Genomic DNA, 12,546 nt, shown 5'->3' with positions numbered 1-12,546 from the left:
ACCATTACACCGACTCATGGAGCCTCCAATGAAGCACGTCGACCCCGAGCGCCATGCGGCGCGCATGGCCCACAAGCAGAAGATCATGAACGAGCGGATCGCTGCCGCCGACAAGGAGCAGGGTGTGCTGCTGGTGCTGACCGGCCCCGGCAAGGGCAAGAGCAGCTCCGGCTTCGGCATGCTCGCCCGCGCCCTGGGCCACGGCATGAAGGTCGGCGTGGTGCAGTTCATCAAGGGCAAGTTCCAAACTGGCGAAGAGGCCTTCTTCCGCAACCTGCCGGGGGTGGACTATCACGTCATGGGCGAGGGCTATACCTGGGATACTCAGGATCGAGAGCGTGACGTGCGCGCCGCCGAGGCGGCCTGGGCCGAGGCCAGCCGCATGCTCGCCGACCCGAGTTACGCGCTGGTGCTGTTCGACGAGCTCAACATCGCCCTGCGCCATGGCTACCTGGAGCTCGACCGGGTGCTCGACGACCTCCAGGCCCGCCCACCCATGCAGCACGCCGTCGTTACCGGCCGCCATGCCCCCGAGGCGCTGATCGAGCTGGCCGACACCGTGACCGAGATGAAGGTGGTCAAGCACGCTTTTAAAGACCAAGGGATAAAGGCCCAGAAAGGGGTTGAGCTCTAGGCTGGCCTCAAATGCGGCTGCGTTCGGCTATGCGGCGTTAAAAATCTATTCAAAGTCCTAATTTAGTTAGTTCGGCAGGGACGATGAGCTGCTCCGTCGACAAGCCTCCGCGAGGGCGCTGTGAACCCTTCCCTGGGCGCTACCTTTGCCCTGCAGCGCTCTCGCATCCTGCTCCGCTTGCAGGACCAGTGCTGGGCATCCATGACCAACCCGTTCGGCGAGGATCGCCTCACCCATGGCAAAGGACCCTCGCTTTGCCTTGTCCCCGGCGCTCATCTTGTTGAGCCCAAGACACGATCACCATCGAGATTTCCAGGAGACCGCCGCATGGCAGAACCGAACGGGCGACCCGATCATGCCTTCCCCGAGGCGCAGCGCGAGGGCCTCTACCGGGCCATCTTCGAGCGCCGCGACGTGCGCGCCCAGTTCCGCCCTGAGCCGATCCCGCCGGAGGTGCTGGCACGCCTGCTCGAGGCCGCCCACCACGCGCCCTCGGTGGGTTTCATGCAGCCTTGGGACTTCCTGCTGATCGACGACCGCGCGGTGCGCGAGCGCGTGCACGCCATCTTCGAACGCGAGAACGCCAAGGCCGCCGAGGCACATACCGGCGAGCGTGGCGCGCTGTATCGGCGTCTCAAGCTGGAAGGCATCCTCGAGAGTCCGCTCAACCTGTGCATCACCTGCGACCGCAGCCGCGGCGGCGAGCACGTGCTGGGGCGCCAGAGCATCATCGAAACGGACCTGTTCAGCACCTGCCTGGCGGTCCAGAACCTGTGGCTGGCGGCCCGGGCCGAGGGCATCGGCGTGGGCTGGGTCAGTATCCTCGATCAGAATGAACTGACCGAGGTACTGGGCTTGCCGGAGAATGTCTACCCGCTCGCCTACCTGTGCCTGGGCTATGTGGACGACTTCCACGACCAGCCCGAGCTGGCCCTGGCCGGCTGGCGACAGCGCCTGCCGCTCGCCGAGCGGGTGCACGGCAATGGCTGGGGCGAGGCGCTGGACGCGCCGACGCTGCTCGAAGCGCTCGCGACCCGGGAGACCACGCGATGAGCGGACTGATGATCCAGGGCACTACCTCGGATGCCGGCAAGAGCACCATCGTCGCCGGGCTGTGTCGCGCCCTGGCCCGGCGCGGTGTCTCGGTGGCGCCTTTCAAGCCGCAGAACATGGCGCTCAACAGCGCGGTGACACCCGACGGCGGCGAGATAGGGCGTTCCACGGCCCTGCAGGCGCTGGCCTGTGGCCTGGCGCCGCATTGCGATATGAACCCCGTGCTGCTCAAGCCCGAGACCGATCGCGGCGCTCAGGTGATTCTCGACGGTCGTGTCCATGGGCATATGGATGCCCTGGATTATCACGCCTTCAAGCGCCAGGCCCGGGAAACAGTGCTGGCTGCCTGGGAGCGTCTTTCGGGCCGTTTCGATGCGGTGATCGTCGAGGGGGCGGGGAGTCCCGCCGAGATCAATCTGCGCCAGAACGATATCGCCAACATGGGCTTCGCCGAGGCCGTCGATTGTCCGGTACTGCTGGCCGCCGATATCGATCGGGGCGGAGTCTTCGCCCAACTGGTGGGTACGCTCGAGCTGCTCAGCGACAGCGAGCGGGCTCGGACCCGGGGCTTTGTCATCAATCGTTTTCGCGGCGATCTCGCGCTGCTCGAGCCGGGACTGGAGTGGCTCACCGGCCACACCGGCAAGCCGGTATTCGGCGTGTTGCCTCATCTGAACGGACTGCTGCTGGACGCCGAGGATGGTCTGGGACTCACCGAGAGCGCCGCCGAGGCTCCGGGGGTGAAGGTGGTGGTGCCGGCGTTGCCGCGAATCAGCAATCATACTGACCTGGACGCGCTGCGCCTGCATCCGCGAGTCGAGTTGACTCTGGTGGGGCCGGGGCAGGCCATTCCACCTGCCGACGTCATCCTGCTGCCCGGCAGCAAGAGCACCGTCAGCGACCTGGCCTGGTTGCGCCGTGAAGGATGGCAGACGGCGATTCAGCGCCATCTGCGCTACGGCGGCCGGGTGCTGGGCATCTGCGGCGGTTTCCAGATGCTTGGTGAGGCGATCGAGGATCCGCAGGGCGTCGAGGGGGAGGCCGGCACGACGCCGGGGCTCGGCCTGCTGCCGATGCGCACCCGCATGGTGGCCGACAAACAGTTGCGCAACGTGCGGGGAACATTGACCGGCGGGAAGATCGCAGTGTCCGGCTACGAGATTCACAATGGCGTCAGTGAGGGACCGGCGCTGGCGCGGCCGCTGATCGACCTCGACGACGGGCCGGATGGTGCGATCAGCGACGATGGCCAGGTGCTCGGCACCTACCTGCACGGGCTGTTCGACGAGGCGCCGGCAGCCGCCGCGCTGCTGGCGATGCTGGGACTGGAGGGCGAGGGCGTCGCCGTGGACCTGGCCGCCCATCGCGAGCGCCAGCTCGACCGGTTGGCGGATGCCCTCGAGCAGCATCTAGATATGGCTGCCATTCTCGGGCTGCTGGATGCGTGACAGAGGATCGAGCGGCGATGGAAGCCGGCGTTGGTCGGCTCGGCTATGGTGAGGGGGAAGTCTTGCGCAATGGGGTTAGGTCGGATGCTGGAACGACTCGGCGAGTGCCTGGGCCGCTATTTGAGCAAGCCCATACCGGGTGCACGGTCGCTGACCCCCGCCAACCTCGAGCAATTGGCGGCGAGTATCGCGCCCGGCGATGTCCTGCTGGTCGAGGGCCATACTCGGATCAGCACGGCGATCAAGTACCTGACGCAATCGACCTGGTCCCATGCCGCCCTCTATGTGGGCAAGGCCTATGCCGAGGCAGGTGGTGGCGAGCATGGGCTGATCGAGGTCGATATCCGCGCAGGGGTGCGCCGTGTCGGCCTGAATGACTTCGCCGGGCTGCACTGCCGCATCTGCCGTCCGGTGGGGTTGAATGACGAGGAACGTCGTGCGGTGATCGATTACGCAGGCCGGCGCCTGGGGTACCGCTACGACATGCGCAACATCGTCGACCTGGCGCGCTATCTGCTGCCGGAGCCGCCGGTGCCGATGCACTGGCGGCGCCGTATGCTGGCCTTCGGCAGCGGCGATCCGACCCGGGCGATCTGTTCCACCCTGATCGCCCAGGCCTTCCAGTCGATTCGCTATCCGATCCTGCCGCGAGTCGCGCCGGCCCAGTCGCTGGATCCCGGTTGCTGGGGCTGCGAGATCGAGGTGCTCTATCCCAGGCACTTCTCCCACTTCGTGCCGCGTGACTTCGATGTGTCGCCTTACTTCCAGGTCATCAAGCCGACCCTGGACGCGCACTTCGACTACCGTCGCCTGATCTGGGGGGATGCACCGCAAAACGCGAAGGATCGTCACTGATCACGCCATGCACACCCCACTCCCAGCGCGTGGTGAAGGCTGCCGGGTCGTTGGCCGTGTAACACAGCAGCGCATGGCCGGACTGGACGATGTCATGGGCGCGAGGCGCGCGCAGGCGGCGCCAGTCGGCGTGCACGCTGTAGGCATCGATGGCGGCACAGCGGGCGGCCCAGTCGCGGGGAATCCGTTCGAACAGCGCCCCCAAGGGAAGACGCCCGGCCGGTGCCTGGCGTCGTGCCTGTGTCAGGGCAGTGGCATCGAAGGATGAGACGATCAGGCGCTCGGCGGGCAGGGCCTCGAGCAGAGGCGGCAGGACGCACTCGACCAGGGCCTCGGGGTCGCGGCCACGGTTAACCTTGAGTTCCAGGTTGAGGCCCATTGCCAGTTCGTCGATCAGCGTCAGCATGCTTTCCAGGGTGGCCATGGGCTCGCCGGCGAACTCAGCGGCGAACCAGCTACCGGCGTCGAGTTGCCCGGCCTGGGCGATGTCCAGGTCGACCAGTCGGCCGCGCCCGTTGCTGCAGCGACTGACATCCCGGTCATGCCAGATCACCGGGGTGCCGTCGCCGAGCAGTTGCACGTCCAGTTCGACCCATCGGCAGCCGGCTTCGTGGGCGGCTCGAACGGCGGCCAGGGTGTTTTCCGGCGCTCGGGCGGAAAGGCCACGATGAGCGATCAGGCGAGGCGGGACGAGGGGCTGCTGGGGCATGAGTGGATGTCCTTGTCATCGAGTCGTCGACCGGTGTCGAGGTCGAAGAGGTGCAGGCGGCTGGCGTCGGGCCGCAGGTACAGCGTATCGCCTTCGGCCACCGGCTGGACACCGTCGAGGCGTGCCACCAGCGGTTCCTCCTGACCGTCGAGTCTGACGTGAGCGAGGGTATCGGCGCCCAGGGGCTCGACCAGCTCGACCCGGGTGGTCAGGGTCGTATCGTCGGCCTCACTGACCCGTGAGAGATGCTCGGGACGAATGCCCAGGCACACGGCGTCATTGTGGACTTCATGCGATGTCGCGATGCGTGTGCCGCAGGGCAGCGCCAGGTCGCCATCGGCCCGGCGGGCGTCGAGGAAGTTCATCGCCGGCGAACCGATGAAGCCCGCCACGAAGCGACTGGCGGGACGTTCGTAGAGGTGCATCGGCGTGCCCACCTGCTCGATGTGGCCGCCGTTCATCACCACCAGGCGATCGGCCAGGGTCATGGCCTCGACCTGGTCGTGGGTGACGTAGACAGCGGTGACGCCGAGGCGTTTCTGCAGGCGGCGGATCTCGATACGCATCTGCACGCGCAACTTGGCATCAAGGTTGGAGAGCGGCTCGTCGAACAGGAAGACCTTGGGTTCGCGCACGATGGCCCGCCCCATGGCCACGCGCTGGCGCTGGCCGCCGGAGAGCTGGCGAGGACGCCGGTCGAGCAGGTCCTCGAGGCCGATCAGCCGTGCAGTTTCTTCGACCTTGCGACGGCGCTCGGCCTTGGGCACGCCGCGGTTCTTCAGGGCATAGCCCATGTTGTCGGCCACGCTCATGTGCGGGTAGAGGGCGTAATTCTGGAACACCATGGCGATATCACGCTCGGCGGGCTCCAGGTCGTTGACGCGCCGGCCGTCGATGGCGAGTTCGCCGTCGCTGATCGATTCCAGGCCGGCGAGCATGCGCAGTAGGGTGGACTTGCCGCATCCCGAAGGACCGACCACCACGATCAGCTCACCGTCGTCGATCGCCAGGTCGATGCCGTGCAGGGCGGTGAAGCCATTGGGGTAGGTCTTGCGCAGGGCGTCCAGACTCAGGGTTGCCATGGGAGATTCAATCCATTCAGTGAAGCGGTCATTTCTCGGCGTCGACCAGCCCTTTAACAAAGTAGCGCTGCATCAGCACGATCACCGCGACCGGCGGCAGCATGGCCAGCAGGGCGGTGGCCATGACGGCTTGCCAGGGCACCAGGTTGTCGGCCGAGGAAAGCAGGCGCTTGAGGCTGACCACGATCGTCATGTAATCCGACTCGGTGGTGATCAGCAGCGGCCAGAGATACTGGTTCCAACCGTAGAGGAACATGATCACGAACAGCGCGGCGATGTTGGTCTTCGACAGCGGCAGCAGGATGTCCTTGAGAAAGCGCCAGGGCCCGGCGCCGTCGACCCGCGCTGCCTCGAGCAGCTCCGGCGGCACGGTGAGGTAGAACTGGCGGAACAGGAAGGTGGCGGTGGCGCTGGCGATCAGCGGCAGGATCAGCCCGGCATAGGAATTCAGCAGGTTGAGGTCGGCCGCAATCTTGTAGGTGGGCATGATGCGCACCTCCACCGGCAGCATCAGGGTGATGAAGATCAACCAGAAGCACAGCCGACGCAGCGGAAAGCGGAAGAAGACGATGGCGTAGGCGGCGAGGATGGCGATGATAATCTTGCCGCAGGCGATGCCCAGCGCCATGACCGTGGAGTTGAGCAGCAGCCGGGTCACGTCGGTGCCGAGTCGGGCCACCGGTTCGCTGAGCACGCTACGGAAGTTGCCGAGGCCCTGATCGCCGAACCATAGTGGTGCGGTACTGGTGTACAGCGAGGCCTGGTCGTGGGTGGCGGCGGTGAAGGCCAACCACACCGGCAGGCAGAAGGCGAGCAGGGCCAGGATCAGCACGGCATGGCTGGCGATGTCGAGGCCGGGGCGGCGGTAGCGCATCGTCGATGTTCTCCAGGGTCAGTACTGTACCTTGCGTTCGAGATAGCGGAACTGCAGCAGGGTCAGCAGCCCCACCAGCAGCATCAGCAGTACCGACTGGGCCGCGCTGGAGCCCAGGTCGTAGCCGACGAAGCCATCCTCGAAGACCTTGTAGACCAGCGTTCGCGTGGCGCCGCCAGGGCCGCCGGCGGTGGTGGCGTCGATGGTGCCGAAGGTCTCGAAGAAGGCGTAGACGCTGTTCATCACCAGCAGGAAGAAGCTGGTCGGCGACAGCAGGGGAAAGGTGATGGTCCAGAAGCGTCGCCAGGGGCCGGCGCCGTCGATGGCCGCCGCCTCCAGCAAGCTCCTCGGAATGGCCTGCAACCCGGCCAGGAAGAACACGAAGTTGTAGCTCATCTGCTTCCAGACCGAGGCCATCACCACCAGGGCCATGGCCTGGCCGCCATTGAGCTGGTGATTCCAGTCGATACCGAGCGCGCCGAGCCAGGCGCTGACCAGGCCGAGCTCGGGGGCGAGCATGAACATCCACAACACGCCGGCCACTGCCGGTGCCACGGCATAGGGCCAGATCAACAGCGTCTTGTAGGCGTGGGCACCCTTGATCACGCGGTCGGCGAGCACCGCCAGCAACAGCGCGAGCGCCATGGCGCCGAGCGCCACGCCGATGCTGAAGGCGACGGTGATACCGAGCGCCCGGTAATACTCCGCCGAGGCCAGCACGCGAGTGAAGTTCTCGAAGGCGACGAAGGTGCGGCCGAGGCCGAAGGGATCTTCGACATAGAAGGCCTGGAGCACGGCCTGGGCGGCCGGCCAGAAGAAAAAGACTGCGACGATGGCCAACTGTGGGGCCAGCAGTATCCAGGGCGTGAGGCGGTGACGTTGGAAAGTCGCCATGGTCATCCGTCGTGGCTATCAAGAAAGGGCCGGAACGCTCGGGCGTTCCGGCGAAGGTGCGCTTGCTTCAGCCGTTGGCTTGCTGGAAGCGTTCCAGCAGCTCGTTGCTGCGGCTCACGGCCTCGTCCATGCCTTCCTGGACGCCGATGTCACCATTGAAGATCTTCTCCAGCTGCTCCTCGATCACGTTACGGATCTGCGGCATGTTGCCCAGACGCAGCCCCTTGGAGTTGGCCGTTGGCGTGACGCCGGTCATCTGCTCGATGGCCACGGCACTGCCGGGATTGTCTTCGTAGAAGCCTTGTTCCTGGCCGAGTTCATAGGCGGCCTCGGTGATCGGCAGGTAGCCGGAGAACTGGTGCCAGTCGGCCTGGACCTCGGCGGAGGAGAGGTAGTCGAAGAATTCGGCGATGCCTTGGTAGACCTCATCGTCCTGTCCTGCCAGGGCCCACAGCGAGGCGCCGCCGATGATGCTGTTCTGCGGCGTGTCGATCAGCTCGCTCGAATAGGGCAGCGGTGCCACGGAGAATTCGAAATCCTCGGCGTTGGCGCGCACGCCCGCCAGAGAAGCGGAAGAAGCCATCAGCATGGCGCATCGGCCGGTGTAGAAGGCTGGTGCGGCCTCGTCGAAGCGACCGCCGTAATCGAAGCGGCCGTTCTGCTGCCAGTCGGTCAGGCGCTGGATGTGGTCGACGGCGGCGGTCTCATTGATGGTCAGACGGGCGTCCAGGCCGCCGAAGCCGTTCTCTTCAGTGGCGAAGGGCAGGTCATGGCGTGCGGAAAAGTTCTCGAGCTGGATCCAGGAGGGCCAAGTGGTGGTCATGCCGCATTCGGCGGCGCCGGAGTCGACGATTTGGCCGAGGGTTTCGCCGAGACCTTCCCAGGTGGCCGGGACTTCATCCACACCGGCCTCGGCGAGGATGTCGCGATTGACGTAGACCACCGGCGTCGAGGAGTTGAAGGGCATGGACAGCATCTGGCCATCGCCGGTGGTGTAGTAGCCGGTCACGGCAGGCAGGAAGGCATCCGGGTCGAAGTCGAGGCCCGAGTCGGCCATCAGTTCGTGCACCGGCACGATCGCCCCCTCGGCATTCATCATGGTGGCGGTGCCGACCTCGTAGATCTGTACGATGGCCGGTGCCTCATTGGCACGGAAGGCGGCGATGGCGCTGGTCATGGTTTCGGAGTAGTTGCCACGGAACGAGGGCTTTACGACGTAATCGTCCTGGGACTCGTTGAAGTTGGCGGCGATCTCGTCAACCTTGTTGCCCAGCTCGCCGCCCATGGCGTGCCACCAGGCGATCTCGGTAGCGCCCTGAGCGGAAAGTGACAGGCCGGCGGCGGCCATTCCCAGGGTCAGTGCTCCAGCGTGGATACGCGACATCGGTGTCTCCTTGTCGGGTCGAGTCTTGTCTCGAAGAAGCCCGAGCCTGCGATGGCCTGGGCAATCGGGCCTTGGCACATTAGGTCATGACGATGACAACTCCATGAAAGCTAGATCACGCTGTCGAGGGTCGCCATGCTGCGGATGCGAGATGCGAGATGCGAGATGCGAGATGCGAGATGCGAGAGGCGAGAGGCGAGAGGCGAGAGGCGAGAGGCGGGGGAGCGTGGCGGGTGAATATGGTAGGCTGCGCGACTTGTATCGAGGCGTGATGGACGAGGAAGATTCGATGAGAGTGGTGCATGTCAAGAACGAGGCCCAGCGTGAGGCGTGCCTGGCACGGCTGTGCGCCGAGGTCTATGGCCATCAGGCCGGTATCGCGCCGCTGGCGACCTTTGCCGGTGTGCTGGGGGTTCTGATCAAGCAGGAAGCGGCCCGGGTGCTGGCGCTGGTCGATGACGCTGCGCAGCCGGTGGCGTTGGCGCTGCTGGCGCTGGACGAGGCCGGGGAAGGCATGAATGTCATGCAGCTCGTCTCGCTGACCGAGGACGGAACGACCGACCCGGCAGGGCGCCTGGTATCCGAACTGGCCTTGCGTGCGCCCCTGCGTGTGGATGCCGCGAACGAGGCGCAACGGCAGCGCTTCGAGGCCGCCGGTATCAAGCGCTGGTTCGATGGCAAGAGCGGCGTGCACATCGGGCTCAGCCCCAAGCATCCCGCCTCGGGACTCGACGACCTGCCGCGCACGCTGACGGTGGACGAAAACGCGGTGGCACAATCCTTCAAGCGCGACCGGGACGCCTTCGAGGACTACAAGCGTCGCTTCATTCGTGGGCTGGAGTCGTTTCCCACTTCTCTATGATGGACAGGCCGAACCAAGAGATGCCCGGACTAGCCGGGCATCGCGGTCTACCTTCACGAAAGGGAAGTTACTCCTCGGTGACGGTGAAGGTCCCCTGCATGGAAGCGAAGTGGCCGGGGAAGGAGCAGAAGAAGGTCAGGTCGCGGCCTGCCAGGTCTTCGGTGGAAAACTCGATGCTGGTGCTTTCACCACCGCCGATGACCTCGGTCGCGGCGATGACACGGTCGTCGTCGGCCGGCAGGTAGTCGCTTTCCAGCCCGGCCTTCATGCCTTCCTGGGACAGGGCCTGGGCATCCTCGGTGGAGGAAAGCACCCAGTTGTGGCCCATCACGTTGGCCTGCATCGAGCCGGTGTGCTCCAGGGTCAGCGTGACCGTCTCGCAACTGGCGGGGACGCTCATCGAGTCGGTATCGAACTGCATCTGATCGTTGCTCTCGACGGTCAGGTTGCAGGCCTCGTCGTCGGCGGCAAAGGTCGGGGCGCTGGTCAGGGCGGCCGCGAGGCCGACGGCGGTCAACATCCAGGTGATTTTCATGATGACGCTCCTGTTGGGTGTGTCGTCAATGAGGTTATATTTCTGTATACACAACGCTCATTCTTTTGTAGCCAATTGGATCTGTCAAGCGACTTCGGGCTTCATGCCAGCAACGCTCGACTTGACCCGCTGCCAGCATAACGCTTGACTGGGCATCCCGTTCATTAGCGGCATAAGGACTGCGTCCCATGGCCAAGCGTATCGAGTTTTCCCGTACCGGTGGCCCGGAGGTGCTCGAGTTCGTCGATGCTTCTCCGGTCGAACCGCAAGCCGGTGAAGTACGAATCCGTCATCAGGCTGTCGGCCTGAACTTCATCGATATCTATTTTAGAACTGGTCTCTATCCTGTGCCTTCCCTGCCCTCCGGTCTGGGCACCGAGGGGGCCGGGATCGTCGAGGCCGTGGGCGATGGCGTCGACCACCTGGCGGTGGGAGACCGGGTGGCCTATGCCCAGGGGCCTCTCGGCGCCTATGCCGAGCAACACGTCGTGCCGGCCGACAAGGTCGTGGTACTTCCCGACGGGGTCGATTGCGAGACCGCGGCGGCGTCGATGCTCAAGGGGCTGACCGTGCAGTATCTGCTGCGCCAGACCTACCGGCTCGAGGGCGGCGAGACCATTCTCTTTCATGCGGCCGCCGGCGGCGTGGGCTCGATCGCCTGTCAGTGGGCCCGGGCGCTTGGCGTGAAGCTGATCGGCACGGTCAGTTCGCCCGAGAAGGCGGCTCTGGCCAGGGACAATGGGGCCTGGGCGACCATCGACTATACCCGCGAGGATGTCGTCGAGCGGGTGCGCGAGCTGACCGGTGGCGAGATGTGCGACGTGGTCTACGACTCGGTCGGCAAGGATACCTGGGAGACCTCGCTGGACTGCTTGAAGAAGCGCGGCCTGATGGTCAGCTTCGGTAACGCCTCGGGGCCGGTCGAGGGCGTCAACATCGGTATCCTCAACCAGAAGGGGGCGCTCTACGTGACGCGGCCGAGCCTCAACGGCTATGCCGATACGCGCGAGCGTCTAGAAAGCATGTGCGCCGACCTGTTCGCCATGCTGGAGGGCGGCGAGGTGAAGATCGACATCGCCCAGCGTTTCCCGCTCGCCGAGGCAGGCAAGGCCCAGGAGGCGCTGGCCGGACGCCAGACCACTGGCTCCACCATCCTGTTGCCCTGACGCTCCGAGCGTTGGGAGCGATTCGGGGCGGCGTCACAGCGAGGCGTCGAGCTCGCCGATCAAGCGCTCGCGCCGCTTTAGTGCGGCGAGTCCGGCATCCCCCAGCTGGCTCGCTGCCTCGCTCAATAGTCCCTCCGCCAGCAGCATGAAGGCGCACATGCTGTTGCTGAAGAACAGGCTGTGGTTGGGCACGGGAAGGGTGTAGTGAGCCACCTTGGCGAGGGGAGAGCTCGTGGAGTCCGTCAGGGCGATGAGGCGAATGCCCTGGCGGGCCGCCACCTCGGCGGTGGCCAGCACGCTTGGGGTATAGGGAAAGCAGCTTGCCACCACCAGCACGTCGCCTTCGTCGAGCTGGGCCAGGGCGTCCGCGACACCATGACGCGCGGCATCGAGCGGCGCCACGTCCGGGCGCAGCATGCCCAGACCATAGGCCATGAAGGAAGCCAGTGAAGCGAACTGGCGCATGCCGTGGACTCTCACGCGGCGTGCCTCGACCAGCGCTGTGGCGGCCTGCACGAAGACCTCTCCATCGACTCCTGCCACCATGTCGCCGATATTGGCGCATTCCTGGCGTCCCAGTCTGGACAACCGGGCCTGGCCATCGTCGTTGCCCTCACCATCCAGCAGCCGGGAAACCTGATCGCTGTAGAAGCTCTTGCCTTCGGTGACGTTGCGTCGGAAGACGGCCTGCAGGCCGGTGAACCCCTCGAATCCCAGGCGTTGGGCCAGGCGGGATAGCGTGGAGGGACTGACGCCCAGGCGTTCGGCCAGATCGCTGATCGAGGAGACTGCCGCCTGCTGGGGAGCGGTGACCAGTGCCGTCAGCACGTGTCGCGAGCGCTTGCCCAGGCGTACCGAGCCTTCGCCATCGTCGATGTCGGCGAGCAGGCGCTCGAGGTCTCCAAGCGTTTCGGGGCGGCGAGAGGCGGATGGCGGCATGGTGGATTCCGAGGATGTCGTGAAGCGTTTGCTGATTGGGGACGCATTGTAGCGCCCGGGACGCTGTGGCGTCAGTGATGTGCGGTCAGTATTTGCAAATATATTTCCTTT

General features: G+C 65.4%; 13 protein-coding genes. 6 read left to right on the top strand and 7 right to left on the bottom strand.

Annotation, left to right across the window (positions count from 1 at the left end; genetic code table 11):
• The first annotated feature begins 28 nt into the window (after positions 1–28).
• The 4 genes from cobO to FZZ93_RS10630 all read left to right on the top strand — a co-directional run bounded on the left by cobO (position 29) and on the right by FZZ93_RS10630 (position 3,990).
• Positions 29–634, top strand: coding sequence for a cob(I)yrinic acid a,c-diamide adenosyltransferase (cobO, locus tag FZZ93_RS10645; RefSeq protein ID WP_149322303.1), 606 nt, complete (start codon positions 29–31; stop codon positions 632–634).
• Positions 635–961: 327 nt separating this feature from the next.
• A complete protein-coding gene (gene bluB, locus FZZ93_RS10640) occupies positions 962–1,687 on the top strand; it encodes a 5,6-dimethylbenzimidazole synthase (protein WP_149322302.1) in 726 nt (241 codons plus the stop codon).
• The gene (locus FZZ93_RS10635; RefSeq protein WP_149322301.1) at positions 1,684–3,135 is read left to right on the top strand and encodes a cobyric acid synthase; all 1,452 of its coding nucleotides are present in this window, start codon (positions 1,684–1,686) and stop codon (positions 3,133–3,135) included. Before bluB ends, FZZ93_RS10635 begins: the two co-directional genes overlap by 4 nt.
• 84 nt (positions 3,136–3,219) lie before the next feature.
• Positions 3,220–3,990 carry a YiiX/YebB-like N1pC/P60 family cysteine hydrolase gene (locus FZZ93_RS10630; protein WP_149322371.1) on the top strand — a complete coding sequence of 257 codons (771 nt, stop codon included), beginning with the start codon at positions 3,220–3,222 and terminating at the stop codon, positions 3,988–3,990.
• Here the strand turns inward: FZZ93_RS10630 and FZZ93_RS10625 are convergent.
• The 5 genes from FZZ93_RS10625 to ugpB form a co-directional block, all read right to left on the bottom strand.
• A complete protein-coding gene (locus FZZ93_RS10625; protein ID WP_149322300.1) occupies positions 3,908–4,699 on the bottom strand; it encodes a glycerophosphoryl diester phosphodiesterase in 792 nt (263 codons plus the stop codon). The genes FZZ93_RS10630 and FZZ93_RS10625 overlap by 83 nt on opposite strands.
• Positions 4,666–5,781 carry a sn-glycerol-3-phosphate import ATP-binding protein UgpC gene (locus FZZ93_RS10620; RefSeq protein ID WP_149322299.1) on the bottom strand — a complete coding sequence of 372 codons (1,116 nt, stop codon included), beginning with the start codon at positions 5,779–5,781 and terminating at the stop codon, positions 4,666–4,668. Before FZZ93_RS10620 ends, FZZ93_RS10625 begins: the two co-directional genes overlap by 34 nt.
• Positions 5,782–5,809: 28 nt before the next feature.
• Positions 5,810–6,655 carry a sn-glycerol-3-phosphate ABC transporter permease UgpE gene (gene ugpE / locus FZZ93_RS10615; protein WP_149322298.1) on the bottom strand — a complete coding sequence of 282 codons (846 nt, stop codon included), beginning with the start codon at positions 6,653–6,655 and terminating at the stop codon, positions 5,810–5,812.
• Positions 6,656–6,673: 18 nt separating this feature from the next.
• Positions 6,674–7,549 carry a sn-glycerol-3-phosphate ABC transporter permease UgpA gene (ugpA, locus tag FZZ93_RS10610; RefSeq protein WP_407650240.1) on the bottom strand — a complete coding sequence of 292 codons (876 nt, stop codon included), beginning with the start codon at positions 7,547–7,549 and terminating at the stop codon, positions 6,674–6,676.
• 67 nt (positions 7,550–7,616) lie between these two features.
• A complete protein-coding gene (gene ugpB / locus FZZ93_RS10605) occupies positions 7,617–8,933 on the bottom strand; it encodes a sn-glycerol-3-phosphate ABC transporter substrate-binding protein UgpB (protein WP_149322296.1) in 1,317 nt (438 codons plus the stop codon).
• A gap of 289 nt (positions 8,934–9,222) precedes the next feature.
• Here ugpB and FZZ93_RS10600 point away from each other — a divergent pair, with 289 nt between their 5' ends.
• Entirely contained in the window at positions 9,223–9,795 is a 573-nt protein-coding gene (locus FZZ93_RS10600; RefSeq protein ID WP_149322295.1) for a hypothetical protein, read from the top strand.
• Between the two features lie 67 nt (positions 9,796–9,862).
• Here FZZ93_RS10600 and azu read toward each other — a convergent pair whose 3' ends face one another.
• Positions 9,863–10,330, bottom strand: coding sequence for an azurin (gene azu / locus FZZ93_RS10595; protein ID WP_149322294.1), 468 nt, complete (start codon positions 10,328–10,330; stop codon positions 9,863–9,865).
• Positions 10,331–10,518: 188 nt separating this feature from the next.
• Between azu and FZZ93_RS10590 the strand changes: the two genes are divergently transcribed.
• Positions 10,519–11,496 (top strand): NADPH:quinone reductase, encoded by a 978-nt coding sequence (locus tag FZZ93_RS10590; RefSeq protein WP_149322293.1) that lies wholly within the window; start codon positions 10,519–10,521, stop codon positions 11,494–11,496.
• A 33-nt stretch (positions 11,497–11,529) separates the two neighbouring features.
• Here the strand turns inward: FZZ93_RS10590 and FZZ93_RS10585 are convergent, their stop codons facing one another.
• Complete coding sequence (locus FZZ93_RS10585; protein WP_149322292.1) at positions 11,530–12,435, bottom strand: MurR/RpiR family transcriptional regulator; 906 nt, start codon at positions 12,433–12,435, stop codon at positions 11,530–11,532.
• Between the last annotated feature and the right edge of the window lie 111 nt (positions 12,436–12,546).

Source organism: Halomonas eurihalina (assembly GCF_008274785.1).
GTDB lineage: Bacteria > Pseudomonadota > Gammaproteobacteria > Pseudomonadales > Halomonadaceae > Halomonas > Halomonas eurihalina.
The sequence above is the reverse complement of the archived record's forward strand: the minus strand, read 5'-3'. Positions and strand labels throughout refer to the sequence as shown.

Bases quoted from the DNA above. Each gene is read 5' to 3' on its own strand.
- cobO (WP_149322303.1), top strand. From the start codon at position 29: ATGAAGCACGTCGACCCCGAGCGCCATGCGGCGCGCATGGCCCACAAG.
- FZZ93_RS10630 (WP_149322371.1), top strand. From the start codon at position 3,220: ATGCTGGAACGACTCGGCGAGTGCCTGGGCCGCTATTTGAGCAAGCCC.
- ugpA (WP_407650240.1), bottom strand. From the start codon at position 7,549: ATGGCGACTTTCCAACGTCACCGCCTCACGCCCTGGATACTGCTGGCC.
- bluB (WP_149322302.1), top strand. From the start codon at position 962: ATGGCAGAACCGAACGGGCGACCCGATCATGCCTTCCCCGAGGCGCAG.
- FZZ93_RS10620 (WP_149322299.1), bottom strand. From the start codon at position 5,781: ATGGCAACCCTGAGTCTGGACGCCCTGCGCAAGACCTACCCCAATGGC.
- FZZ93_RS10625 (WP_149322300.1), bottom strand. From the start codon at position 4,699: ATGCCCCAGCAGCCCCTCGTCCCGCCTCGCCTGATCGCTCATCGTGGC.
- FZZ93_RS10600 (WP_149322295.1), top strand. From the start codon at position 9,223: ATGAGAGTGGTGCATGTCAAGAACGAGGCCCAGCGTGAGGCGTGCCTG.
- FZZ93_RS10585 (WP_149322292.1), bottom strand. From the start codon at position 12,435: ATGCCGCCATCCGCCTCTCGCCGCCCCGAAACGCTTGGAGACCTCGAG.
- azu (WP_149322294.1), bottom strand. From the start codon at position 10,330: ATGAAAATCACCTGGATGTTGACCGCCGTCGGCCTCGCGGCCGCCCTG.
- ugpB (WP_149322296.1), bottom strand. From the start codon at position 8,933: ATGTCGCGTATCCACGCTGGAGCACTGACCCTGGGAATGGCCGCCGCC.
- FZZ93_RS10635 (WP_149322301.1), top strand. From the start codon at position 1,684: ATGAGCGGACTGATGATCCAGGGCACTACCTCGGATGCCGGCAAGAGC.
- ugpE (WP_149322298.1), bottom strand. From the start codon at position 6,655: ATGCGCTACCGCCGCCCCGGCCTCGACATCGCCAGCCATGCCGTGCTG.
- FZZ93_RS10590 (WP_149322293.1), top strand. From the start codon at position 10,519: ATGGCCAAGCGTATCGAGTTTTCCCGTACCGGTGGCCCGGAGGTGCTC.